General features: G+C 71.1%; 22 protein-coding genes, 1 rRNA gene, 1 pseudogene and 1 riboswitch. Of the genes and pseudogenes, 18 read left to right on the top strand and 6 right to left on the bottom strand.

Features of this window, described 5'->3' with window-relative positions; all coding sequences use genetic code 11:
- From rrf to ABZ567_RS20105, 11 genes are all read left to right on the top strand, one after another.
- Positions 1-92, top strand: a 5S ribosomal RNA gene (rrf, locus tag ABZ567_RS20155); the annotation flags it as partial.
- 147 nt (positions 93-239) lie between these two features.
- Positions 240-848, top strand: coding sequence for a CDP-alcohol phosphatidyltransferase family protein (locus ABZ567_RS20150; RefSeq protein WP_360791677.1), 609 nt, complete (start codon positions 240-242; stop codon positions 846-848).
- Positions 849-964: 116 nt separating this feature from the next.
- Positions 965-3,460 (top strand): mannose-1-phosphate guanyltransferase, encoded by a 2,496-nt coding sequence (locus tag ABZ567_RS20145; RefSeq protein WP_360791674.1) that lies wholly within the window; start codon positions 965-967, stop codon positions 3,458-3,460.
- Between the two features lie 99 nt (positions 3,461-3,559).
- On the top strand, positions 3,560-4,489 hold the full coding sequence (locus tag ABZ567_RS20140) for a DUF881 domain-containing protein (protein WP_360791672.1): 930 nt from the start codon (positions 3,560-3,562) through the stop codon (positions 4,487-4,489).
- A complete protein-coding gene (locus ABZ567_RS20135; RefSeq protein WP_015032176.1) occupies positions 4,486-4,818 on the top strand; it encodes a small basic family protein in 333 nt (110 codons plus the stop codon). The genes ABZ567_RS20140 and ABZ567_RS20135 overlap by 4 nt, the downstream gene beginning before the upstream one ends.
- Entirely contained in the window at positions 4,815-5,780 is a 966-nt protein-coding gene (locus ABZ567_RS20130; protein ID WP_360791669.1) for a DUF881 domain-containing protein, read from the top strand. Before ABZ567_RS20135 ends, ABZ567_RS20130 begins: the two co-directional genes overlap by 4 nt.
- Positions 5,781-5,861: 81 nt before the next feature.
- Positions 5,862-6,803, top strand: coding sequence for an FHA domain-containing protein (locus tag ABZ567_RS20125; RefSeq protein WP_360791724.1), 942 nt, complete (start codon positions 5,862-5,864; stop codon positions 6,801-6,803).
- Between the two features lie 31 nt (positions 6,804-6,834).
- Entirely contained in the window at positions 6,835-7,578 is a 744-nt protein-coding gene (locus ABZ567_RS20120) for a MerR family transcriptional regulator (RefSeq protein ID WP_360791666.1), read from the top strand.
- 64 nt (positions 7,579-7,642) lie between these two features.
- The gene (locus tag ABZ567_RS20115) at positions 7,643-8,116 is read left to right on the top strand and encodes a bifunctional nuclease family protein (RefSeq protein ID WP_017238433.1); all 474 of its coding nucleotides are present in this window, start codon (positions 7,643-7,645) and stop codon (positions 8,114-8,116) included.
- A gap of 192 nt (positions 8,117-8,308) precedes the next feature.
- On the top strand, positions 8,309-8,965 hold the full coding sequence (locus ABZ567_RS20110; RefSeq protein WP_360791663.1) for a MerR family transcriptional regulator: 657 nt from the start codon (positions 8,309-8,311) through the stop codon (positions 8,963-8,965).
- A gap of 136 nt (positions 8,966-9,101) precedes the next feature.
- Positions 9,102-10,463, top strand: coding sequence for a DNA polymerase IV (locus ABZ567_RS20105; RefSeq protein WP_360791660.1), 1,362 nt, complete (start codon positions 9,102-9,104; stop codon positions 10,461-10,463).
- Positions 10,464-10,635: 172 nt separating this feature from the next.
- Here the strand turns inward: ABZ567_RS20105 and ABZ567_RS20100 are convergent, their stop codons facing one another.
- Positions 10,636-11,001 carry a PRC-barrel domain-containing protein gene (locus ABZ567_RS20100; RefSeq protein ID WP_360791657.1) on the bottom strand — a complete coding sequence of 122 codons (366 nt, stop codon included), beginning with the start codon at positions 10,999-11,001 and terminating at the stop codon, positions 10,636-10,638.
- Positions 11,002-11,114: 113 nt separating this feature from the next.
- A riboswitch (glycine riboswitch) is annotated at positions 11,115-11,214 on the top strand.
- A 177-nt stretch (positions 11,215-11,391) separates the two neighbouring features.
- Between ABZ567_RS20100 and gcvP the strand changes: the two genes are divergently transcribed.
- On the top strand, positions 11,392-14,277 hold the full coding sequence (gcvP, locus tag ABZ567_RS20095; RefSeq protein ID WP_360791654.1) for an aminomethyl-transferring glycine dehydrogenase: 2,886 nt from the start codon (positions 11,392-11,394) through the stop codon (positions 14,275-14,277).
- Between the two features lie 133 nt (positions 14,278-14,410).
- Here gcvP and ABZ567_RS20090 read toward each other — a convergent pair whose 3' ends face one another.
- Positions 14,411-14,617, bottom strand: coding sequence for a DUF5999 family protein (locus ABZ567_RS20090; RefSeq protein WP_360791651.1), 207 nt, complete (start codon positions 14,615-14,617; stop codon positions 14,411-14,413).
- Between the two features lie 331 nt (positions 14,618-14,948).
- Positions 14,949-15,539 carry a hypothetical protein gene (locus ABZ567_RS20085; protein WP_360791648.1) on the bottom strand — a complete coding sequence of 197 codons (591 nt, stop codon included), beginning with the start codon at positions 15,537-15,539 and terminating at the stop codon, positions 14,949-14,951.
- A 480-nt stretch (positions 15,540-16,019) separates the two neighbouring features.
- Here ABZ567_RS20085 and ABZ567_RS20080 point away from each other — a divergent pair, with 480 nt between their 5' ends.
- Together ABZ567_RS20080 and ABZ567_RS20075 are read left to right on the top strand one after the other, a co-directional pair.
- Positions 16,020-17,519, top strand: a complete 1,500-nt coding sequence (locus tag ABZ567_RS20080; protein ID WP_360791645.1) for a glutamate--cysteine ligase — start codon at positions 16,020-16,022, stop codon at positions 17,517-17,519.
- A 99-nt stretch (positions 17,520-17,618) separates the two neighbouring features.
- Positions 17,619-18,416: a CPBP family intramembrane glutamic endopeptidase gene (locus tag ABZ567_RS20075; RefSeq protein WP_360791642.1), complete on the top strand. Its 798-nt coding sequence runs from the start codon at positions 17,619-17,621 to the stop codon at positions 18,414-18,416.
- Positions 18,417-18,496: 80 nt separating this feature from the next.
- Here ABZ567_RS20075 and ABZ567_RS20070 read toward each other — a convergent pair whose 3' ends face one another.
- Positions 18,497-19,306 (bottom strand): PhzF family phenazine biosynthesis protein, encoded by an 810-nt coding sequence (locus ABZ567_RS20070; RefSeq protein WP_360791640.1) that lies wholly within the window; start codon positions 19,304-19,306, stop codon positions 18,497-18,499.
- Positions 19,307-19,507: 201 nt separating this feature from the next.
- On the opposite strand from ABZ567_RS20070, the gene ABZ567_RS20065 reads away from it, so the two are divergent.
- Positions 19,508-20,137 carry a PadR family transcriptional regulator gene (locus ABZ567_RS20065; protein ID WP_360791637.1) on the top strand — a complete coding sequence of 210 codons (630 nt, stop codon included), beginning with the start codon at positions 19,508-19,510 and terminating at the stop codon, positions 20,135-20,137.
- Between the two features lie 160 nt (positions 20,138-20,297).
- Here ABZ567_RS20065 and ABZ567_RS20060 read toward each other — a convergent pair.
- Together ABZ567_RS20060 and ABZ567_RS20055 are read right to left on the bottom strand one after the other, a co-directional pair.
- Positions 20,298-20,459, bottom strand: a pseudogene (locus ABZ567_RS20060) (SRPBCC family protein); the annotation flags it as partial.
- Positions 20,460-20,478: 19 nt separating this feature from the next.
- Positions 20,479-20,703 (bottom strand): hypothetical protein, encoded by a 225-nt coding sequence (locus ABZ567_RS20055; protein WP_360791635.1) that lies wholly within the window; start codon positions 20,701-20,703, stop codon positions 20,479-20,481.
- 197 nt (positions 20,704-20,900) lie between these two features.
- On the opposite strand from ABZ567_RS20055, the gene ABZ567_RS20050 reads away from it, so the two are divergent.
- The 3 genes from ABZ567_RS20050 (at position 20,901) to ABZ567_RS20040 (ending at position 23,801) form a co-directional block, all read left to right on the top strand.
- Entirely contained in the window at positions 20,901-21,452 is a 552-nt protein-coding gene (locus ABZ567_RS20050) for a Clp protease N-terminal domain-containing protein (RefSeq protein WP_360791632.1), read from the top strand.
- 95 nt (positions 21,453-21,547) lie between these two features.
- On the top strand, positions 21,548-22,651 hold the full coding sequence (locus ABZ567_RS20045; protein ID WP_360791629.1) for a DMT family transporter: 1,104 nt from the start codon (positions 21,548-21,550) through the stop codon (positions 22,649-22,651).
- 175 nt (positions 22,652-22,826) lie between these two features.
- Entirely contained in the window at positions 22,827-23,801 is a 975-nt protein-coding gene (locus ABZ567_RS20040; RefSeq protein ID WP_360791627.1) for an EamA family transporter, read from the top strand.

Here is a 23,801-nt window from a genome sequence, read left to right as displayed (position 1 = left end):
CGCCCGGTTACATTCCGAACCCGGAAGCTAAGCCTTTCAGCGCCGATGGTACTGCAGGGGGGACCCTGTGGGAGAGTAGGACGCCGCCGAACAATTTTTAGCCTCAACCCCCGGACTCTGTCCGGGGGTTGAGGCATTTTTGCGTTCCGGCGACGGGAGAGCCCCTGTACGCCCGGCCTCGTGGCTGGGGGGTAAGGTCAGGGGGCATCGTCCGTACGTTCCCAGCAGGAGGCCCCCGGGTGGAGGTCCAGGAGACCCGTGTGCAGACCGACCGGGTCTTCACCATCCCCAACATTCTCAGCATGGCGCGTCTCCTCGGCGTGCCCCTGTTTCTGTGGCTGATTCTCCGGCCGGAGTTCGGCGGTCCCAAGAGTGACGGTTGGGCGCTCCTCGTGCTGATGCTCAGCGGCGTCAGTGACTATCTCGACGGCAAGCTGGCCCGGCGCTGGAACCAGATCAGCAAACTCGGCCGGCTGCTCGACCCCGCCGCCGACCGGCTGTACATCCTGTCCACTCTCGTGGGGCTCACCTGGCGGGAGATCCTGCCGTGGTGGCTGACCGCCGCTCTCCTGGCGCGCGAGGCCATGCTGCTGGTCATGGTGGGAATCCTCCGGCGACACGGCTACCCGCCGCCGCAGGTGAACTTCCTCGGCAAAGCTGCGACTTTCAACCTGATGTACGCGTTCCCCCTGCTGCTTCTCAGTGACGGAACGGGCTGGCTTTCGTCACTCGCTGAAGTTTTCGGATGGGCTTTCGCCGGATGGGGTACAACTCTGTATTGGTGGGCAGGGATCCTCTACGTGGTCCAGGTCCGTCGACTCGTGAAGACGGATACCGAGGCCGATTGAGCCCGTTCCCTCCGTGTCGAGCAGCGTCGCCGGCAACGACGAGGACGTCCGCGGTCTACTGAGCGGACAGGCGAAGTCGGCAGGACCGTCATCACTTGAAGGAGGACGTTTCCGACATGAAGGCCGTTGTGATGGCCGGTGGCGAGGGAACCCGTCTTCGCCCCATGACCTCTAGCATGCCCAAGCCTCTTCTGCCGGTGGTGAACCGGCCGATCATGGAGCACGTCCTACGACTGCTCAAGAGGCACGGTCTCAACGAGACCGTCGTCACCGTGCAATTCCTGGCCTCACTCGTCCGGAACTACTTCGGCGACGGCGAGGAGCTCGGGATGGAGCTCACGTATGCCAACGAGGAGAAGCCGCTCGGTACAGCGGGCAGTGTGAAGAATGCCGAGGAAGCGTTGAAGGACGACGCCTTCCTCGTCATTTCCGGGGACGCGCTCACCGACTTCGACCTCACCGATCTCATCGCCTTCCACAAGGAGAAGGGCGCCCTCGTCACGGTCTGCCTCACCCGGGTGCCGAACCCGCTGGAGTTCGGCATCACAATCGTGGACGAGGAAGGCAAGGTCGAGCGCTTCCTGGAGAAGCCCACCTGGGGACAGGTCTTCTCGGACACCGTCAACACGGGCATCTACGTGATGGAGCCCGAGGTCTTCGACTACGTCCAGGCGGACGTTCCTGTCGACTGGTCGGGTGATGTCTTCCCGCAGCTCATGAAGGAGGGCAAGCCCATCTACGGCTACATCGCCGAGGGCTACTGGGAAGACGTCGGCACCCACGAGAGCTATGTGAAGGCCCAGGCGGACGTCCTGGAGGGCAAGGTCCAGGTCGACGTCGACGGCTTCGAGATCTCGCCGGGGGTCTGGGTCGCCGAAGGCGCCGAGGTGCACCCCGACGCGGTGCTCCGCGGGCCGCTCTATATCGGTGACTACGCCAAGGTCGAAGCCGGCGCCGAGATCCGTGAGCACACGGTCGTCGGCTCGAACGTGGTCGTCAAGAGCGGCGCGTTCCTGCACAAGGCAGTCGTCCACGACAACGTCTACATCGGGCCGCAGAGCAATCTGCGCGGCTGTGTGATCGGGAAGAACACCGACATCATGCGGGCGGCCCGGATCGAGGACGGGGCCGTCATCGGGGACGAGTGCATGGTCGGTGAGGAATCGATCGTGCAGGGCAACGTGCGGGTCTACCCGTTCAAGACGATCGAGGCCGGCGCCTTCGTCAACACCTCGGTCATCTGGGAGTCCCGCGGGCAGGCCCACCTCTTCGGAGCCCGAGGGGTCTCCGGCATCCTCAACGTGGAGATCACGCCGGAGCTCGCCGTCCGTCTCGCGGGGGCGTACGCCACGACCCTGAAGAAGGGGGCGACCGTCACCACGGCGCGAGACCACTCCCGGGGCGCGCGAGCGCTGAAGCGGGCGGTGATCTCGGCACTGCAGGCGAGCGCCATCGACGTGCGCGACCTGGAGAACGTGCCGCTGCCGGTGGCGCGGCAGCAGACCGCGCGGGGAAGTGCCGGCGGAATCATGGTGCGGACCTCGCCGGGTGTGCCCGACTCCGTGGACATCATGTTCTTCGACGAACGTGGAGCGGACCTCTCCCAGGGCGGGCAGCGGAAGCTGGACCGGGTGTTCGCGCGCCAGGAGTACCGGCGGGCCTTCCCCGGGGAGATCGGCGACCTCTCCTTCCCGGCGAGCGTCTTCGACTCGTACACCGGCTCGCTGCTGCGGAACGTCGACACCTCCGGGATCGCGGAAGCCGGTCTGAAGGTCGTCGTGGACGCCTCCAACGGCAGTGCCGGGCTCGTGCTGCCCAGTCTGCTGGGGCGCCTCCAGGTCGACTCGCTGACCATCAACCCCGGCCTCGACGAGTCCCGGCCCACCGAGTCGGTGGAGAGTCGGCGGGCCGGGCTCGTACGACTCGGGGAGATCGTGGCCTCGGCGCGAGCGGCCTTCGGTGTGCGGTTCGACCCCGTCGGCGAACGGCTCTCGCTCGTGGACGAGCGGGGGCGGATCATCGAGGACGACCGGGCGCTCCTGGTCATGCTCGACCTGGTGGCGGCCGAGCGGCGCTCGGGGCGGGTCGCCCTGCCCGTGACCACCACCCGGATCGCCGAGCAGGTCGCCGCCTACCACGGTACGCAGGTGGAGTGGACGACCACCTCGCCCGACGACCTCACCCGGGTCGGGCGTGAGGAGTCGACGATCTTCGGTGGCGACGGGCGCGGCGGTTTCATCGTGCCCGAGTTCAGCAGCGTCTTCGACGGCGCTGCCGCCTTCGTCCGGCTGATCGGTCTCGTCGCGCGGACCCAGCTCACCCTGAGCCAGATCGACGCGCGGATCCCGCGGGCGCACGTCCTCAAGAAGGACATCGCGACCCCGTGGGCCGTCAAGGGCCTGGTGATGCGCCGGGTGGTGGAGGCGGCGGGGAATCGTTCCGTCGACACCACCGACGGCGTGCGGGTGGTCGAGGCCGACGGCCGGTGGGTGATGGTGCTGCCCGACCCCGCCGAGGCCGTCACCCATCTGTGGGCGGAAGGCCCGGACGACGCCTCCGCGCAGGCCCTGCTCGACGAATGGGCCGTGGTGGTCGACGGCGCCGGCAGCTGACGCAGCGGACCGGTCTGCGGGGAGGCGCCTCAGGGCGCCTCCCCGCAGGACGGAGGGGCCATTCGGTGGTAGGTCGTGCGACGTGCGACGATGTGCGGCATGTCGCAGCAGCCCCCCGTTCGGAGCACCGGATCACCGCCGCCGCGCCCGGACGCGTCCATGTCGCTGCTGAACAACGTGATCGACCACGCGCTCGACGACGGCTACGCCGAGGCGACCGCCCGGCGCGCGGCCGAGGGCGGGGGGCTGCCCCGTAGCCTGCGGGCCAAGATCGGCGTCGCCGCGGGCCTCCTGCTCGCCGCCGCCGTGGTGACCGTGGGCGCGGCCGAGGCGCGTATCTCCGCTCCGGTCGTGGCCAAGGAGCGGCAGGACCTGATCGCCCGTATCGACGCGGAGACGTCCACCGCCGACCAGCTGGAGCGGGACGTCGAGCGGATCCGTACCGAGGTCGGGGAGCGTCAGCGGCAGGCGCTGCAGCAGCACGGCGGCGACCAGGCCGAGCTCGTGGCGCTGCTCTCGGGCGCCACCGCGGTGCACGGCCCCGGGGTGAAGCTCGTCGTCGACGACGCCAAGGACACCGACTCCGGTGGCGGCGGGCCGCGGGAGAGCAGCGGTTTCTCCGACACGGGCCGGGTGCGCGACCGTGACATGCAGCGCGTGATCAACGGGCTGTGGGAGTCGGGCGCCGAAGCGGTCGCCGTCAACGGTCAGCGGTTGACCTCGCTGTCCGCGATCCGGGCCGCCGGCGACGCCATACTGGTCGACAACAAGCCGCTGGTGCCGCCATACACCGTCCTCGCGATCGGGGACGGGCAACGGCTGAGCACCGCGTTCCAGGACAGCGCCGACGGGCAGTATCTGCACGCGCTGGTGGAGAACTTCGGGATCAGGAGCGGTATCACGACCGAGGGCGACGTACGCCTGCCGGCCGCGCCGAGCCTGACCGTACGTACCGCAGAGCCGAGGGGGGCCGGGGCCGCGACGCCCTCCGGCCGGGCCACGGCCGACACAGGGAAGGGCACATCGTGATCGCCGTACTGGGCCTGATCGTCGGAGTCGTGGTGGGACTGCTGGTCCGCCCCGAAGTTCCGGCGGTGGTCGAGCCCTATCTTCCGATCGCCGTGGTCGCCGCCCTCGACGCGGTCTTCGGCGGGCTGCGGGCCATGCTCGACGGCATCTTCGTCGACAAGGTCTTCGTGGTCTCGTTCCTCTCCAACGTGGTCGTGGCCGCGCTGATCGTCTTCCTGGGCGACAAGCTGGGCGTCGGCGCCCAGCTGTCGACCGGCGTGGTCGTCGTGCTCGGCATCCGGATCTTCTCCAACGCGGCCGCCATCCGGCGCCACGTCTTCCGGGCGTGACGCCGATGAGCGAGAACCCCCAGAACCCGCAGGATCCGCAGAACCCACAGGATCCCCAGGACGCTCAGGACCCGGGAAACCGCGTCGGCACTCCGGGCCCGGTCAACGTACCGAAGGTCGACGGCGTCGGGATGCCGCCGGAGGTCGAGGCGCCCCGGGCCCCCGCCGATGCAGGTTCCGGCGGTCAGGACGCCCAGGCGCCCGTGGCTCCCGCCACTCCGGTCGCCCCGGCCGGCACCGACCCGAGCGGGCGTCGACGGCTGGCCTCCGCCCTGTGGCCGCTCCGGGTGACCCGGGCCCAACTCGTCGTCGCGCTGCTGCTCTTCGTCCTCGGTCTCGGCCTGGCCATCCAGGTCTCCTCGACCAGCGACAACAGCGCGCTGCGCGGGGCGCGCCAGGAGGACCTGGTGCGCATCCTCGACGAGCTCGACGACCGCACCCAGCGCCTGGAGGACGAGAAGGCCCGGCTCGAGAAGCAGCGCATGGAGCTGGAGTCCAGCTCCGACCAGGCCGAGGAGGCGCGCAAGCAGACGCAGGAGAAGGAACGGCAGCTCGGCATCCTGGCCGGCACCGTGGCCGCGGAGGGGCCGGGCATCACCCTGACCGTCGGCGATCCCACCGGGGCCGTCGAGTCGGACATGCTCCTCGACGCCATCCAGGAGCTGCGCGCCGCGGGCGCCGAGGCGATCCAGGTCAACGGCGTGCGGGTCGTCGCGGACAGTTATTTCACCGGGATCGGTGATGACATGCGAATCGATGGAACGAAGGTGGCCGCTCCGTACGTCTTCAAGGTCATCGGCAAGCCGGAGGATCTCGAGCCCGCGCTCAACATCCCCGGCGGTGTCGTGCAGACCCTGGAGAAGGAGCAGGCCACAGCCACGGTGGAGCGGTCGGCGAAGATCGTCGTCGACGCCTTGCGACCCGCGAAGCGGCCTGACTACGCTCAGTCGTCCTCCCCGTGAGAGGGGGGACGAGGGGGCCCCGCGACATGGGCAAGGCGTTGCGGGGGGTCGGCGCACCACAACGGTGGTGCGTGGTGGAAACTGTCCGGAGGATACGGACGTTGTGAAGGTGTCCGGGTCGGCAGGTGTGATGGATCTCGGTTCGTCCTGCCCCACGGGCGGGTCTGTTTCGGTCAAGGGGAATCGCCCGTGAAGTTGTTTGCGAAGTTGTTCGGCAAGAGCGCACGCGAGGACGGCGGCAACGCCAGGCACCGCGCGCCGCGCCACGCCCAGAGCGAGGAGCAGGGTGCCGAGCGCCCGCTCTTCCGTGACGAGGTCGGGGGCCAGGGCGGTGACATTCCGGGCACGCAGGGCGCGTCGTCCGTTGACCCCGCCGGTGCTGGCCGCATAGGTTTCGGAGAACCATCAACCTCAAGTGCGGGTGGAGGGTTCGCCCCCGATCCGTACGCGACACAGACCTCGGCGGGGCAGCCGCGGCAGGAGGATGCGTCCATGCCGGTGTGTACGAGGTGCGGTCACCGCAACGCGGCCGACAGCCGGTTCTGCTCCCACTGCGGTACGCCGCTGCGGGGCGGGGTCGCCGCCGAGCGTCCTTCGGAGACGACGTCCACGATCTCCATCTCGGGCCTCGAGGCCTACGAGTCGGAGGTCACCGGCCAGACCCAGCTGCCCTCCCTCTCGCCCGAGGCGCTGGCGGCCGTGGAGGCACTGCCGCTGGGCTCAGCGCTGCTCGTGGTGCGCCGCGGGCCGAACTCCGGCAGCCGGTTCCTGCTGGACGGGGAGCTGACGACGGCCGGCCGCCACCCCCAGAGCGACATCTTCCTGGACGACTTCACGGTCTCCCGGCGCCATGTCGAGTTCCGGCGGGGTCAGGACGGCAGCTTCACCGTGTCCGACGTCGGCAGTCTCAACGGCACGTACGTCAACCGTGAGCCGATCGACTCCGTCGTTCTGTCCAACGGCGACGAGGTGCAGATCGGCAAGTACCGGCTGGTCTTCCACTCGAGCCAGCGGGGCGTGTGACGCGCCTCGGAGAAGCCTTCAGGGAAGGTCCATGCTGCGAACACCGACGGGCGGCGCCGAATCCGGCGCCCCCACCGCGGGCGACCGGCTGGTGAGCATCGGCACGGTGCTGAGCCAGCTACGCGACGAATTTCCCGAAGTGACCATCTCCAAGATCCGGTTTCTGGAGGCCGAGGGGCTCGTGGAGCCCCGGCGTACGGCCTCCGGGTACCGGAAGTTCAGCCCGCAGGACGTGGAGCGGCTCGCTCAGATCCTGCGGATGCAGCGGGACCACTATCTTCCGCTGAAGGTCATCCGCGAGCACCTCGACGCCCTCGCCAGAGGGGAGCAGATCCCGCTCCCCGCCCCCGGGCGCCGGCGGGACCTGGCCGAGGGGGCCTGGGAGCAGGACGCGGAGACGCCCAGCCCCACCCGGCTCGGGCGGGCGGAGCTGCTGGCTGCCGCCGAGGTCTCCGAGGCCGAGCTCGTCGAGTGGGAGTTGTACGGTCTGATCACCCCGATGCAGGGCGGCGGATATCACGCCGAGACCGTCACCGTCGCGCGACTTGTCGCGAATCTGGGGAGATTCGGTCTGGAACCCCGGCACCTGAGGGCCGTGAAGGCGGCCGCGGACCGGGAGGCCGGACTGATCGAACAGGTCGTCGCGCCGCTGCGTCGGCACCGTAATCCGCAGACCAGAGCCCATGCGGAGACCACCGCACAGGACCTCGCCGCGCAGTCGGTACGGCTGCACGCGGCCCTCGTACAGACCGCTCTGGGGATCCGTCTGCAGTGAGCGGGGAGCGGCCCTGGCCGGGCCCGACTATCCAAACCGGTCGAGCACGTCCTAGGGTTGCTGTGTGAACGAGCTCGACGTTGTGGGTGTCCGGGTGGAAATGCCCTCCAACCAGCCGATCGTGCTCCTGCGTGAAGTGGGAGGCGATCGGTACCTCCCCATCTGGATCGGACCGGGTGAGGCGACCGCGATCGCCTTCGCCCAGCAGGGGATGGCCCCGCCGCGGCCTCTGACGCACGACCTGTTCAAGGACGTGCTGGAGGCCGTGGGACAGGAACTGACCGAGGTCCGCATCACGGATCTGCGGGACGGGGTCTTCTATGCCGAGCTGGTCTTCGCCAGCGGCGTGGAGGTGAGTGCGCGGCCGTCGGACGCGATAGCACTGGCCCTCCGTACCGGAACGCCGATCTTCGGCAGTGACGGTGTGCTGGACGATGCCGGCATCGCGATTCCGGACGAGCAGGAGGACGAGGTGGAGAAGTTCCGCGAGTTCCTCGACCAGATCTCACCGGAGGACTTCGGGACCAACAGCCAGTGACGCGGACCGACGTGGCCGAGGGCCGTTCGCGGGGTGCCGTGAGGGCATTCGAGTAGCCTTTCCCCGACGAGAGATACGGGAAACCACTCTCAGGGTGATTATCACTCGGCGTGCCGAGTGTGGCGATCGTTGACGCACCCCAGGTGACTGCCTACCTTCGAGTGGGCAGGTCAAGGACGGAGGGTCGGCGTGATGAGCAGCGCGGACGGTACGGCAGGGAGCTCGCTCGGACGCGCGTCCGGGGGGAGCGGTCCGTATCCGCTTCACGGCAGGGTCGGCGACTTCGGTACGGATGCCGGTGCGGGTGCGAAGGGGGCGGGCCTCGTTCCTGGAACCGGGCCCGGCGCGGCCGCTGAGACGGTCGGTTATCGCGGCCCGACGGCGTGCGCGGCAGCCGGGATCACCTACCGCCAATTGGACTACTGGGCGCGTACGGGGCTCGTGGAACCGAGCGTACGGCCCGCGTACGGGTCGGGGACACAGCGGCTCTACAGCTTCCGTGACGTCGTCGTCCTGAAGATCGTCAAGCGGTTCCTCGACACCGGGGTGGCCCTCCAGAACATCCGGGCCGCCGTCCAGCACCTGAGGGCGCGGGGCTTCCGGGACCTGGAGCGGATGACGCTCATGAGCGACGGGGCCACGGTGTACGAGTGCTCCTCGCCGGACGAGGTCGTCGACCTGCTCAAGGGCGGGCAGGGGGTCTTCGGGATCGCCGTGGGCGTGGTGTGGCGGGACGTCGAGTCGGCGCTCTCGCAGCTGCACGGGGAGCGCGTCGACACCGGCGAGACGCTCGTGGGGCACAACCCGGGGGACGAACTGGCCAGGCGGCGGAGGGACAGGGCGGTCTGAAGGGCGGTCCGAGGGGCCAGGCGGTCCGAAGGGGCGCCTTCGAGGCGGTTCCGCGCGGGCCGTGCGCCCTGGGCGGCTGTCGGTGGCGTGGGGTGGTGTGGCGGCGTTGTCAGTGGCGTGAGGCAGCATCGGTAGCGTGAGAGCCGCGCCGACGATCCTGCATCTCGACATGGATGCCTTCTTCGCCGCCGCCGAGCAGGCGGCGAAGCCCAGCCTGCGCGGAAAACCCGTGGTCGTCGGCGGTCTGGGGCCCCGGGGCGTCGTCGCCACCGCCTCGTACGAGGCGCGTCGGTTCGGCGTGCACTCGGCGATGCCCATGGGCCAGGCCCGGCGACTCGCTCCGAACGCCGCCTATCTCGTGCCGCGCTTCGCCTTCTACCGGTCGATCAGCGAGCAGGTCATGGAGCTGCTCGGACGGCTATCGCCGCTCGTGGAGCCGCTCAGCCTCGACGAGGCCTTCGTGGACCTGGAGGCCGGGGAGATCGCCGACGACAGCGCGAGCGCCCGCGCCGCCGGGGAGCGGCTGCGGGTCGACATCCTCGCGGCGACGGCGCTGACGGGGTCCGTGGGGCTCGCGGGGTCCAAGATGATCGCGAAGATCGCCTCGGAGGAGGCCAAGCCCGACGGGCTCGTCCTGATCGAGCCCGGGACCGAGCGCGAGCTCCTCGGGCCGCGTTCGGTCCGGATTCTTCCCGGTGTCGGTCCCGCGACCGGGGAGCACCTGCGGCGGGCCGGGATGACCACGGTGTCCGACCTCGCGGAGGCGGGGGAGGACGAGCTCGTACGGCTCCTCGGACGGGCGCACGGGGCCTCGCTGTACCGGATGGCCCGGGGACACGACGATCGGCCCGTGGTGGCCGAGAGGGACGCCAAGTCGGTGTCGGTCGAGGACACCTTCGACGTGGACCTGCACGACCGGGTGCGGATCCGGACGGAGGTGGAGCGGCTCGCGGAGCGGTGCGTGGGGCGGCTTCGGGCCTCGGGCCACTCCGGGCGGACCATCGTCCTCAAGGTGCGGCGGTACGACTTCTCGACCCTGACCCGGTCCGAGACGCTGCGGGGGCCGACGGACGACCCGGGCGTGGTGCGGGAGGCGGCGGGGCGGCTGCTCGAAGCGGTGGACACGACGGGGGGTGTGCGGTTGCTGGGCGTGGGCGTCAGTGGGCTCGCGGACTACACGCAGGAGGATCTGTTCGCCCAGGCCGAGGCGGAGGGCCTCACCGGCGGTGAGGCCCCCGCGGTGGACGCGGCCGAGGTCTCCGCCGTGTCCGAGCCCGAGCCCGAGGCCGAGGGGGCCGTGGAGCGGCGTTGGGCGCCGGGGCACGACGTGCGGCACGCCGTGTACGGGGCGGGGTGGGTGCAGGGGAGCGGGGTCGGACGGGTCACGGTGCGGTTCGAGGAGCCGTGGTCGGAGCCGGGACGGGTGCGGACCTTCGCGGTGGACGATCCGGAGCTCGTGCCGGGGGAGGCGTTGCCGCTGGTGCGAACCGAGGGGTGAGGGATGGTGGCCCGGCCTGGCGGGCGGGCCTGGGGTTCCCGCCGTACCACCCGCCCCTACCGCCCGTGCGAGTCGGAGGGGAGCTGCCGTGGGGCCCCGCTGTGGCTCGAGGGCGCGCGGGGGCGTGTCTCAGCGCCTCTGGGGCTCGGCAGGGGTGCCGGTGCCGGATCGGCTACTGGCCTGCCAGGCGGCCGAAGTCCGTGTCCGGGGTGTCCGTGGGGGATGGGGGGAGCGCCATGCCGTAGTGGCGGTAGAGCTGGAGTTCCTGTTCGGGGGAGAGGTGACGGCCCACGCCGAAGTCCGGGGCGTCCTTGATCAGGGCCCGCTCGTACGGGACATGGAGGCCGTCGTCGAGCAGGTCGCTCGGGTCCAGGGGGACGAACGCGTCCCGGCTGAACAGGCCGGTGCGGACGGCGGCCCACTCGGGGACGCCGGTCGCGTCGTCGAGGTACACCTCGTCCACGGTTCCTATCTTGTGTCCGTTGCGGTCGAACGCCTTGCGGCCGATCAGGCTGCGCGGATCGATATCGGTCTGCACGGTCCCTCCAACTGGTCGCAACTGCACGTACCCCCTACGAAAGTGCACATGTGGGATGTCGGCCACTTGAGCGAAAGGAGGCGGAACCTCGCTGGTAGGCTGGCTGTGGCTGTCGACCCTGTGCGGGAGAGTCCCCCGGAGAAATCTTCCGGAGGGCGCCGAAGGAGCAAATCCTCCCCGGAATCTCTCAGGCCCCTGTACCGCGCGGACGAGGTCACTCTGGAAAGCAGAGCGGTGTCCGACGGCATGCGCTCTCACCGACGGTGAAAGCCGGCGTGCCGCGAGGTGTGCCGGTGAAACTCTCAGGTTGAGATGACAGAGGGGGAGGCCGTCCGGGTACCCGCGCCGTGGTGCCCCTCGCAGGTCGTGACGACCAGGAGGCCTCCGCACATGACCGTCAACCGCATTTCGCTCTCCGAACTCGAACAGGGCATTCCGTTCGAGCAGCGGCACATCGGGCCCGACGTCGAGGCGCGCGCCAAGATGCTCGCCCAGGTCGGCTACGGCTCGCTCGACGAGCTCACGGCCGCCGCGGTGCCGGACGTCATCAAGAACACCGAGGCGCTGGCCCTGCCGGCCGCCCGCACGGAGGCCGAGGTGCTCGCCGAGCTGCGTACGCTCGCCGACCGCAACCAGGTCCTCGCGCCCATGATCGGCCTCGGCTACTACGGGACCTTCACGCCGCCGGTGATCCTGCGGAACGTGATGGAGAACCCCGCCTGGTACACCGCGTACACCCCGTACCAGCCGGAGATCTCCCAGGGCCGCCTGGAGGCCCTGCTGAACTTCCAGACCGTCGTGGCCGACCTGACGGGGCTGCCCACCTCCGGCGCCTCCCTGCTCGACGAGGGCACCGCCGCCGCCGAGGCCATGGCCCTGTCCCGGCGCGTCGGCAAGGTCAAGAACGGTGTCTTCCTCATCGACGCAGACGCCCTGCCGCAGACGATCGCCGTCATCGAGACCCGCGCCGAGCCGACCGGCGTCGAGGTCGTCGTCGCCGACCTGAGCGAGGGCATCCCCGCCGAGGTCGCCGAGCGCGGTGTCTTCGGCGTGCTGATCCAGTACCCCGGCGCGTCCGGTGCCGTCCGCGACATCAAGCCCCTGATCGACGCCGCCCACGAGCTCGGCGCCGTCGTCACCGTCGCCGCCGACCTGCTCGCGCTCACCCTGCTCACCTCGCCCGGCGAGCTCGGCGCGGACATCGCCGTGGGAACGACGCAGCGGTTCGGCGTGCCCATGGGCTTCGGCGGCCCCCACGCGGGCTACATGGCCGTCCAGGACAAGCACGCCCGTTCGCTGCCCGGCCGACTGGTGGGCGTGTCCGTCGACGCCGACGGCAACCGTGCGTACCGCTTGGCCCTGCAGACCCGCGAGCAGCACATCCGCCGCGAGAAGGCCACCAGCAACATCTGTACGGCCCAGGTGCTGCTCGCCGTCATGGCCGGCATGTACGCCGTGTACCACGGCCCCGAGGGCCTCAAGGGCATCGCGCGCCGCACCCACCGGTACGCCGCGATCCTCGCGGCCGGTCTGACGGCCGGTGGCGTGGAGCTCACCCAGGGCGCCTTCTTCGACACCCTCACCGCCCGTGTGCCCGGCAGGGCACACGAGGTCGTGGCCGCCGCCCGTGAGGCCGGCGTCAACCTGTACCGCGTCGACGCCGACCACGTGTCCATGTCGTGCGACGAGACCACCGGGCGGGCGCAGCTCGCCGCCGTGTGGGGCGCCTTCGGCGTCACCGCCGACGTCGAGACCCTGGACGCCGGCACGGAGGACGCGCTGCCCGCCGGTCTGCTGCGCTCCGACGCGTACCTGACCCACCCGGTCTTCCACGCGCACCGCTCCGAGACGTCGATGCTGCGCTACCTGCGCCGGCTCGCCGACCGCGACTACGCGCTCGACCGCGGCATGATCCCGCTCGGCTCCTGCACGATGAAGCTGAACGCGACGACCGAGATGGAGCCCGTCACCTGGCCCGAGTTCGGTCAGATGCACCCCTTCGCCCCGGTCGAGCAGGCGCAGGGCTACGTCACGCTCATCACCGAGCTGGAGGAGCGCCTCGCCGAGGTCACCGGCTACGACAAGGTGTCGATCCAGCCCAACGCCGGTTCGCAGGGCGAGCTGGCCGGTCTGCTCGCCGTCCGCGCCTACCACCGCGCCAACGGCGACCTCCAGCGCACGGTCTGCCTCATCCCGTCCTCCGCGCACGGCACCAACGCCGCCTCCGCGGTGATGGCCGGCATGAAGGTCGTCGTCGTCAAGACCGCCGACGACGGCGAGGTCGACGTCGCGGACCTGCGCGCCAAGATCGAGCAGTACCGCGACGAGCTGTCCGTGCTGATGATCACCTACCCGTCGACGCACGGCGTCTTCGAGGAGCACGTCGCCGACATCTGCGCCGAGGTGCACGACGCCGGCGGCCAGGTGTACGTCGACGGCGCCAACCTCAACGCGCTGGTCGGTCTGGCCAAGCCCGGCCACTTCGGCGGCGACGTGTCGCACCTGAACCTGCACAAGACGTTCTGCATCCCGCACGGGGGTGGCGGTCCCGGCGTCGGCCCGGTCGGCGTCCGCGCGCACCTCGCCCCGTACCTGCCGAACCACCCGCTCCAGCCCACCGCGGGCCCGGAGACCGGCGTCGGCCCGATCTCGGCCGCCCCCTGGGGCTCCGCCGGCATCCTGCCGATCTCGTGGTCGTACGTGCGCCTGATGGGCGGCGAAGGCCTCAAGCGGGCCACCCAGGTCGCCGTGCTCGCGGCGAACTACATCGCCAAGCGTCTCGAGCCGCACTTCCCGGTGCTCTACACCGGCCCCGCCGGTCTGGTCGCCCACGAGTGCATCGTGGACCTGCGCCCGCTGTCCAAGGCGACGGGCGTTACGGTCGACGACATCGCCAAGCGCCTCATCGACTACGGCTTCCACGCGCCCACGATGTCGTTCCCGGTGGCCGGCACGCTGATGATCGAGCCGACCGAGTCCGAGGACCTGAGCGAACTGGACCGTTTCTGCGACACGATGATCGCGATCCGGACCGAGATCGAGAAGGTCGCCTCGGGCGAGTGGCCCGCCGACGACAACCCGCTGCGCAACGCCCCGCACACCGCTGCCGCCCTGGGCGGAGAGTGGAACCACGCGTACGCGCGGGACGAGGCGGTCTTCCCGGCCGGGGTCTCGCCCGCCGACAAGTACTGGCCGCCGGTGCGCCGGATCGACGGTGCCTTCGGTGACCGGAACCTGGTCTGCTCGTGCCCGCCGCTCGACGAGTACAACCACTAGGCACACGGCATGACGTGAGGGCCGGTTCGGAGATTTCTCTCCGGGCCGGCCCTCGGCGTTCTCCTCGGTGTCGCTCGTACGGGTCGTCCGTACGGGGCCTCCGGATTGTTCGTACGGTGTCGGTGCCGCCGCTTCAGGCGGCGGTCGTCACCCGTCCCACCGTCAGCGGCCGGTGCGGGGCGATGATCTGCCCGTCCGGCAGCAGTTCACCGGTGTCCTCGAAGAGCAGGACGCCGTTGCACAGCAGGCTCCAGCCCTGCTCCGGGTGGTGTGCCGTCAGTCGGGCCGCCTCCCGGTCGGCGGAGTCGGCGGTGGGACAGGCAGGCTGGTGCTGGCACATGGGTGGGTTCTTTCGCTGCGTCGTGATGGATGTCCTGCGGCTCTTCGCGCTCATCGCCGCCCCCGTCGGTCGGTTCGGTTCCGGTCCCAGTCTTGCCCCCTGGACGGCCTTCCGCAGGTATTTCACGTCAGCTCGTCCTCTCCGGGGAAGACGCATCACCCGCAGGGGCGGTTCAGGTCAACGGCACCGTCTCTTCGGGTGGTTCTGGATGGCCCGAGCGGGCTAGTCCGTCCGGGCGGGGTGTTCGCCGGAGCGTTCGGGCGGGATGCTCGGACGGCAGTGCGCCCCGTGACCCGACCGGGTCACGGGGCGGCAGTGCGCGTGCGGTGGATCAGGCGGGCGCCGGCGAACCCATGAGGGGCGGCGGCGCGAGACGCGTACTGAGCACGGGCAGGAGGTCGGCGACCTGGTAGGCGCGGTGGGCCGCGATCCCCGGCGGCGCGGGCGCGAGCGGCACCATCAGATCGGCCGCGGCCGGGGCGGCGACGGCACCGTCCGCCTCCGGATCGGCGTGCAGCCACAGGGTCTGCATGTAGAGCTCCGGTACTGAGAGCAGCCGCGGCTGGTACGCGACGGGCAGGGCCTCGGCCTGGAGCAGCGCCCGCTCGGTGGCGGTGACGTACGGCCCTTCGAAGAAGTGCGAGAAGGACCAGCCGTCGGGGGTGAGCATGGTGTCCGCGGCGGCGATCGCCCGGCCCCCGCTCCTGATCAGGAAACGCCATCCGGCGAGCCGGATGCGGGGTGCCTGCCCCGGTGCTCCGGTCACGTCAAGGACGTGGACGGGCAGGGGGAGTTCGGGGCTCAGCGGTCCCTGCGCTGCCCGCAGGGCGGGAGTGCGTGCCTCGTGGACGGCGGTCGGGGAGCCGAGGGCCGCGAGGACACTGCGGAGGGCCGGCGCAGGGGCCGGGGAGGGTCGGAGCATGGTGGGTCGCCTCTCGCTCAGGAGACACGGTGACGCGTGGGCAGGTACGACGGCGCTGTCGACGGCGGGGCCGGAGGAGGCCATGAGGCCGTGGCCCGGGCGCCAACACTCTGCCTCGTCCGCGGAGTTTATACGACACGTGTTCACAGAGTGTTTCCGCTAGACGTCGCCGATATTCCTGGCAAGGCGTCATCAGGTCGTAAAACGCGGGCCGCGGAAGCGGAATCCGGGAGGGGTGCCGCTCTCACCTGCGTATTCCTCGCGGAGGGGGACGGCTGAATTTCGTCCCGGAGTTCCGAGAAGATAGGACATTGGTATATGTCGATCGTCCTGTGCCCTCGGGATGTGCCGTGGGAGTGCCGCATCCAGCCTATCGTCCGACAGCCTTCTTCCGCAGGCGTTGTGGATCAGCGGGTTGGGCATCATCGTCCGTGACACGCGGCCGTGATGGCGGCCGGCCACTCGGGGAGGGACGTTTCGATGGGGGAGAAGGTCGTGGCCGACGGGTTCGGCCCGTCCGACCGGCAGCAGTACCGGAGAAAGCTCCAGCAGTGTCTCGCGGGGCTGGCGAGGTTGTTGGCGGAGAAGCGGTTCGACCGTCCCCGCAATCTCATGGGCGTGGAGATCGAACTCAATCTCGCGGGCGCGGACGGACTGCCCCGCATGCTGAACGGGCCGGTTCTCGAAAAGATCGCGAGCCCCGATTTCCAGACGGAACTCGGAATGTTCAACCTCGAAGTGAACATCGCGCCCCACCAGCTCGGTGGCCGTGTTTTCGACCGGCTCGCGGAAGAGATCGGCACCGGCATCAAATATGCCGACCGCAAGGCCGCGGAACTCGACGCCGGTGTGGTCATGATCGGCATACTTCCCACGCTCACCCAGGACGACCTGGTCTTTGAGAACCTCTCGGTCGCCGACCGCTACACCCTGCTCAACAACCAGATCCTGGCCGCCCGCGGCGAGGACTTCACCCTCGACATCCACGGCGTCGAACGACTCCTCTGCACCTCGGAGTCGATCGTGCCCGAGGCGGCCTGCACCTCGATCCAGCTCCACCTCCAGGTGACGCCCGCCCGGTTCGCCGCCGTGTGGAACGCGTCGCAGGCGGTGGCGGGCGTCCAGATCGCCCTCGGCGCCAACGCGCCCTTCGTCTTCGGCCGCGAACTCTGGCGCGAGTCGCGTCCGCCGCTGTTCCAGCAGGCCACCGACACCCGCCCGCCCGAGCTGCAGTCACAGGGCGTCCGGCCGCGCACCTGGTTCGGGGAGCGGTGGGTGGACTCGGTGTACGACCTCTTCGAGGAGAACCTCCGCTACTTCCCCGCGCTGCTGCCCCTCGTCGACGACGAGGACCCGCTCCTCGTCCTCGACCGGGGCGGGGTGCCACGCCTCCAGGAACTCGTCCTCCACAACGGCACGGTCTACCGCTGGAACCGGCCCGTGTACGGCTGGGTCGACGGCGTCCCGCACCTGCGCGTCGAGAACCGGGTGCTGCCCGCCGGGCCGACCGTCACCGACGTCATCGCCAACGCGGCCTTCTACTACGGGCTCGTCCGCTCGCTCGCGGACGACCCCAAACCGGTGTGGAAGCGGTTGACCTTCGAGGACGCCGAGGCCAACTTCGACACCGCCTGCCGTCACGGCATCGAGGCGGAGCTGCGCTGGCCCCGGTCGGGGCGCACAGGCGGCATCGCGACCGTGCCGGCGGTACGGCTCGTCCTCGACGAGCTGCTGCCGCTCGCCGCGGCCGGACTCGACGCCTGGCACATCGAGCCCGTCGACCGGGACTTCTATCTCGGGGTGATCGAGCAGCGCTGTCTGCGGCGGGTGAACGGGGCCTCCTGGCAGGCCGACACCTTCCACCGGGCCCTGGCGTCGGGCCTCGACCGCGAGGCGGCGCTCGCGGCGACGACCCGCCGCTACCGGACCCTCATGCACGAGGGTGAACCGGTGCACACCTGGCCGGTGGGCATCGACTGAGCCCGGGGCGCGGGCGGCGCGGCGGCTGATCATGGCAAAGTGGTCGGGGCCGCCGGAACGGCGTCGGCCGTCCGCGAGCGGGAAGTGGAGACAGGCGTGGTGTCGGAGCAACGAGTCAGTGATGCCGCCCTGCCCCCCGAAGGCCTGCCCCGCCGGGTGCTGCGCTCCGAGACGCTCATCGTCCTCGCGCTCTCGCTCGGAGCGAGCGCGGTGTCGTCCTTCATCAGTTTCGTCGGCTCGCTGACCAAGTCGGGGGCGCTGAAGGAACAGGCGGCCACGCTCAACGGCTCGTACGCCCTGGGGCGGCCGTGGCTCGACCTGTCCTGGCAGCTGTTCGGCATCGCCACGGCCCTCGTGCCGGTCGTGCTCGTCGCCCATCTGCTGCTGCGCGAGGGTGCCGGGCTCCGGGCCGTCGGCTTCGACCGGACCCGGCCGTGGTTCGATCTGGGACGCGGGACGCTGGTCGCGGCGGGCATCGGGAGCGCGGGGCTCGCCTTCTACCTGGTGATGCGGGCGACCGGGTTCAACCTGACCGTCGTGCCCGAGTCGCTGCCCGAGGTGTGGTGGAAGTACCCGGTACTGATTCTCTCCGCCCTCCAGAACTCCGTCCTGGAGGAGGTCATCGTCGTCGGGTATCTGCTGCGCAGGCTCGGCCAGTTGGGGTGGACGCCGATGGCGGCCCTGGTGGCGAGTTCGGTGCTGCGGGGCTCGTACCACCTGTACCAGGGGATCGGCGGCTTCCTCGGCAACGTGGTGATGGGTGTGGTCTTCGTCCTGCTGTACCGGCGCTGGGGGCGGATCGGGCCCCTGGTCGTGGCGCACGCCCTGCTCGACATCGTGGCCTTCGTCGGGTACGGGCTGCTCGCGGGCAAGGTGGGGTGGCTGCCCACGGTGTGAGGTGCTTGGAGGACCGGGGCGTACGGGAGTTCCGTACGCCCCTTCGCATGTGCGGGTGCGGGCGGTTGGTGCCGGGCCGCTCAGGCGTGCAGGTCGCCCTCGATGACCGTGACCGCGTGGCCGTTCAGCAGGGTGCGCTCGCCGCGCAGGCGGGTGCGGACGATCCCGGTGCGGGCACCGCCCTGGAGGCCGACGAGGTCGTCGCGGCCGAACCGGACCGACCAGTAGGGGGCGAGGGCGGTGTGGGCGCTGCCGGTCACCGGGTCCTCGTCGACGCCGACGGCGGGGAAGAAGCCGCGGGAGACGAAGTCGTAACCACGGTCCGGCCGTTCGGCGGCGGCGGTCGCGATGACGCCCCGCGTGGAGAGGCTCTTCAGGGCGCCGAAGTCCGGCGCGAGCCCGCGCACGGTGGCCTCGTCGCGCAGCTCGACGACGAGGTCGCCGATGTGGCCGGCCGTGTCGTGGACGGCGAGGATCTCGGCGCCGAGCGCCTCCTCCAGGCCGTCGGGTACGGGGACGGGGGCGAGGGAGGAGGTCGGGAAGTCCATCGTGATCGTGCCGTCGGACTCGGGGGCGGCGCCGAGGACCCCGCACCGGGCCGCGAAACGGACGGGGCCGCTCACCGTCCCCGTGGCGCGCAGGACGTGGGCCGTGGCCAGCGTGGCGTGGCCGCACATGTCGACCTCGGTGGTGGGCGTGAACCAGCGCAGGGCCCAGTCGGCCTCCCCACCGGCGGGCAGCGGGTGGGCGAAGGCCGTCTCGGAGAGGTTGACCTCCGCGGCGACCCGCTGGAGCCAGGTGTCGTCCGGGAAGGAGTCGAGGAGCAGGACTCCGGCCGGGTTGCCGGAGAAGGGCTGGTCGGTGAAGGCGTCGACGATTCGGATCCGCATATGGCCGACCGTATCGAGGGCGGATCTCGGGGAGCCAAGGCCAATCGCGGAGAACTGGACCGGTCGGCGGCTTACGGGGTGGGGCCGCGGCCTGCGGGGACGGCCGGGACAGTCGGGATGCTTGCTCGGCGAATACATCCGATATATCGTTGAGACATCGCGACAGTTCAACGATGTCATCCCGATGAAAGGAGCGTTGCGATGCGTTCACATGGACACGAGTACGGAAACGGACACGGAGCCGGCCGTGGGGGCTGTGGCCCCGGGCCTCGCGGTGACTTCGAGGGACGGCGTGCGGCGTTCGGTCCCTTCGGGCCGGGCTCCAGTGGCGGACCCTTCGGCGGAGGGCCTTTCGGTGGTGGTCGCGGGCGCGGCGGCGGCGGCCGGGGGAGGGCGCGGCGCGGTGACGTGCGGGCCTCGATCCTGGCGCTCCTGAAGGACCGCCCGATGCACGGCTACGAGATGATCCGGGAGATCGGCGAGCGCAGCGACGGGGCGTGGAAGCCCAGTCCCGGCTCGGTCTACCCGACCCTCCAGATGCTGGAGGACGAGGGGCTGATCATCAGCGAGAGCGAGGGCGGCAAGAAGCTGTTCACGCTCACCGACACCGGGCGCGCCGAGGCCGAGGACGGCCCCGAGGCTCCCTGGGAGGAAGTCGGGCGCGGGGTCGACTGGGAGGCGCTGAACGAGGTCCGGCAGGCCGGTTTCGGTCTGATGGAGGCGTTCGGGCAGGTCTGGAAGACCGGCACTCCCGAGCAGCGGCAGAAGGCGGTCGGCGTGATCAACGAGGCCCGGAAGAAGCTGTACCTGATCCTGGCCGACGAGCACTGACGTGACGGGTGCCGAGTCGACGAGTGCCTTGGCGGCGAGTGCCGGCCGGTGCTCGTGAGAGCCGGATCCGACGAAGGGCCCCGCGGCACGCGCCGCGGGGCCCTTCGTCGGATCCGCGTCGGGTGACCAGGCCCGAGAGCCTGCGCAGGGACTCGGTCAGGACGCCCATCGGGCCCTTGCCCTCGGTGGCGAACGCGCGCTCGGTGTCCAGCTCGTCGACCGTCCAGAGCGGCTCGGCGGGGAAGCCCGTCAGCTTCATGTTCTCGATGAAGGTGGCGCCGGACTCCAGGGCGGCCGGGCCGCCGTCCGGGCAGTCGGTGTGGGCGGGTGGTCGTGAGCCTTCACCACTGATGCACAGCCAGTTCTGCCGTGGTCGGGCCCGCGCCGTCGCCGATCCACCAGATCTCGGCCGCGTCGAAGCTGTCGGAGGCGCGTGGTGCCCCGTCCTCCTCGTGACAGTGGAACGCCGCCCAGAACAGATCGGCGGGCAGCGCCACCCGGGGTGCGTACACCCGGTAGACGTACTGCCGCCCGTCGCGCGCGAGCAGAGCCACCATCCAGAACACGACAGGAAGACGTGCGGGGAAGGGTCCGTGGTTGCATCCCGGGTGCGGAGCAAGGCGGTGCGCGCCCGGCGGGGAGCAATCCGCGCGATCTCATCCGTAAGGAGGAGGAACCGCGCGCGCGTGCCCCACTCCGGTGGGACGCGGACATGCTTCTCCCCGGCGATGCCCCGGCCGCCCGGAGCTGATGAGGTGAGAGGGTGCAATGTCCCGTCCCGCTGCCCCAGCCGCTCCGGCAGCCCGTCGCCCCTCGCGCGGAGCTCGCGCCCCTGCTGACGCCGTCCCTCATGACGGTCGTCGCGGGCGCCCGGCGCAGAGCCCTCCGGGACGGGGACCGGCAGGTCGACACGGCGCACCTCCTGCACTCCCTTCTGGAGTCCGACCCCGAGGCCGGTGCGGCGTTCGAGGGCGGCGGTCCCCAGCTCGCACGCGTCCTCGGCTATCTCGTCCAGCGGTCCATCGGCTACGGCCTGCGCTGGCAGCGCTCGACGGAGGACTCCGGCGCCGGGCGCAAGCTGCCCGCCGTACCCGGGACCGAGCCGCCGGATCCCCGGGCCTCCGGTTGGTCGCCGGCGGCCGCCGCCGCTCTGGAGGGGGCCTTCCGGCGGGCGGCGGAGCGGGGCGACGCGCAGGCGCGCGGCGTGGACCTCCTGGCCGCCGTCGCCGCCGACCCCGGGAGCCGGGCCGTCGAGGTGCTGCGCCGGGCGGGGGTCGATCCGGACGCGCTGGCCGCTCGTGTCGGAGGGTGCTGAGCAGCCGCACCGCCCGCGCGCCGGTGTGAGCGTGGGCCGTCTCAACAGGTGCGACGGGGGTTACGCGCCTGACGGCGCCCTGTCATCATGGCCCGATGCACGCGTCTCAGGGGAGAAGCGCCGGCCTGGGACTCGCCCTGGCCTCGGCCTTCGCATTCGGTGGTTCAGGGGTGGCGGCCAAGCCGCTCATCGAGGCGGGGCTCGACCCGCTGCACGTGGTGTGGCTCCGGGTCGCCGGCGCCGCGCTGGTCATGCTGCCGGTGGCCTGGCGCCACCGCGACCTCCTGCGCCGCAGACCCGCGCTCCTCCTGGGCTTCGGCCTGCTCGCCGTCGCCGGGGTCCAGGCCTTCTACTTCGCCTCGATCTCCCGCATCCCCGTCGGCGTCGCCCTCCTCGTCGAGTACCTCGCCCCGGCGCTCGTCCTCGGCTGGGTCCGCTTCGTCCAGCGGCGGCCCGTCACCCGCGCCGCCGCCCTCGGCGTCGTCCTCGCCGTCAGCGGTCTCGCCTGCGTCGTCCAGGTCTGGTCCGGGCTCACCTTCGACCTCTTGGGTCTGCTCCTGGCGCTCGCCGCGGCCTGCTGCCAGGTCGGCTACTTCGTCCTCTCCGACCAGGGCGCCGACGAGGACGGACAGGCCGACCCGCTCGGTGTCATCGCCTACGGGCTGCTCATCGGCGCGCTCGTCCTCACCGTGGTGGCCCGCCCGTGGGGCATGGACTGGGCGCTTCTGGGCGGCAGCGCCGACATGGACGGCAGTGCCGTGCCCGCGTGGCTGCTGCTCGGCTGGATCGTGCTGATCGCCACCGTGCTCGCGTACGTCACCGGTGTCATCTCGGTGCGCCGGCTCTCCCCGCAGGTGGCGGGTGTCGTGGCCTGTCTGGAGGCCGTCGTCGCCACGGTCCTCGCCTGGGTGCTGCTCGGCGAGCACCTCGACGCGCCGCAGCTCATCGGCGGCGCCGTGGTCCTGGTCGGTGCCTTCATCGCCCAGTCCTCGACGCCCAAGGCGGCCGCCCCCGGACCTGTGACGGGCTCGGCGGCGGAGGGCGGAGCGGCGGAGGCCGGGACCGGGGCGGCCGGGACCGGGGACACCGGAGCGGCGGAAGCCGGGACCGGGGAGACCGGGACCCGGGAGGCCGGAGCGGCGGAGGCCGAAACCGGAGGCCGTGATACGGAGTTGTCCGCCGGGCGGACGGCCCCGTAAGGTGCCGATCATGCATTCGACCGTCCTTCCGCCTCCCGCCCTCTAGGCGCGCGGCGACTCTCCTCGACGAAGACCGGACTCGGCCGGGCGGCTCCTCGCCCCCGAGCGGTTCGTCGCTGCCCGCGCGCGGAGCCCAGCGACCACCTTTCCCTCCTGTCTTCCACGGAGAAGTCACGTGTCGAACTCCTCGGAATCCGCCCTGTCCGTCGGGCGGAGCCTGCTCTATCTCATCGTCGCCGGAGTCGCGTGGGGCACGGCCGGTGCCGCCGCCTCGCTGATCTTCCGCATCAGCGACATGGGCCCGCTTGCCCTCTCCTTCTGGCGCTGCGTCGGCGGCCTCGTCCTGCTGCTCGGCGCGCTTGCCCTGCGGCCCCGGCGCGAGACCTCCCGGACGGCCGGGGAGCCGCGCGGCCGGCGGACGGCCCGCATCCTCGGTACGGGCATCGGCCTCACCGTCTTCCAGAGCGCCTACTTCGCCGCCGTCCAGTCCACCGGCCTCACCGTCGCCACCGTCGTCACCCTGGGCGCCGGGCCCGTGCTCATCGCGGTCGGCGCCCGGCTCACCATGGGCGAACGCCTCGGCCGTGGCGGCATCGCCGCCGTCACCGGCGCGCTCGCCGGGCTCGTCGTCCTCGTCCTGGGCGGCGGGGCCGCGGAGGTGCGGCCGTTCGGTGTCGTCCTCGCGGTCGTCTCGGCGGCCGGATACGCGGCGATCACCCTGCTCACCCGCTGGCTCGGCAGGGACGGCGGCCACACGGACGCCCTGGCCACCACCACCTGGGCGTTCGCGATCGGTGCGGTCGGGCTGCTGCCCGCCGCGCTCGCGGAGGGGCTCGTACCGCACACCGACGCGCCCGTGAGCGTCCTTCTGCTCCTCGTGTACGTGGCGGCCGTGCCGACCGCGCTCGCGTACGCGCTGTACTTCGCGGGCGCGGCCGTCGTCCGGGCCGCCACCGTCTCCGTGATCATGCTCCTGGAGCCGGTGAGCGCGGCCGTGATCGCCGTCTCGCTGCTCGGCGAGCGGCTCACCGCCGCGATCCTGTGCGGCACGCTGCTGCTGCTCGCCGCCGTCACGGGACTCGCCTACGCCGAGGCGCGGACGGCGGCGGCGGAACGCAGGCGGGGCGCGGGCCGGCCGGTGGTCGTGTAG

It is taken from the genome of Streptomyces sp. NPDC016459, from assembly GCF_040632845.1.
Classification (GTDB): Bacteria; Actinomycetota; Actinomycetes; order Streptomycetales; family Streptomycetaceae; genus Streptomyces.
Note: the sequence above shows the minus strand (reverse complement) of the source record. Positions and strands in the feature narration are given on the sequence as shown.

Bases quoted from the DNA above. Each gene is read 5' to 3' on its own strand.
- ABZ567_RS20065 (WP_360791637.1), top strand. From the start codon at position 19,508: ATGCGTTCACATGGACACGAGTACGGAAACGGACACGGAGCCGGCCGT.
- ABZ567_RS20085 (WP_360791648.1), bottom strand. From the start codon at position 15,539: ATGCTCCGACCCTCCCCGGCCCCTGCGCCGGCCCTCCGCAGTGTCCTC.
- ABZ567_RS20045 (WP_360791629.1), top strand. From the start codon at position 21,548: ATGCACGCGTCTCAGGGGAGAAGCGCCGGCCTGGGACTCGCCCTGGCC.
- ABZ567_RS20140 (WP_360791672.1), top strand. From the start codon at position 3,560: ATGTCGCAGCAGCCCCCCGTTCGGAGCACCGGATCACCGCCGCCGCGC.
- ABZ567_RS20090 (WP_360791651.1), bottom strand. From the start codon at position 14,617: ATGTGCCAGCACCAGCCTGCCTGTCCCACCGCCGACTCCGCCGACCGG.
- gcvP (WP_360791654.1), top strand. From the start codon at position 11,392: ATGACCGTCAACCGCATTTCGCTCTCCGAACTCGAACAGGGCATTCCG.
- ABZ567_RS20080 (WP_360791645.1), top strand. From the start codon at position 16,020: ATGGGGGAGAAGGTCGTGGCCGACGGGTTCGGCCCGTCCGACCGGCAG.
- ABZ567_RS20120 (WP_360791666.1), top strand. From the start codon at position 6,835: ATGCTGCGAACACCGACGGGCGGCGCCGAATCCGGCGCCCCCACCGCG.
- ABZ567_RS20110 (WP_360791663.1), top strand. From the start codon at position 8,309: ATGAGCAGCGCGGACGGTACGGCAGGGAGCTCGCTCGGACGCGCGTCC.
- ABZ567_RS20070 (WP_360791640.1), bottom strand. From the start codon at position 19,306: ATGCGGATCCGAATCGTCGACGCCTTCACCGACCAGCCCTTCTCCGGC.
- ABZ567_RS20145 (WP_360791674.1), top strand. From the start codon at position 965: ATGAAGGCCGTTGTGATGGCCGGTGGCGAGGGAACCCGTCTTCGCCCC.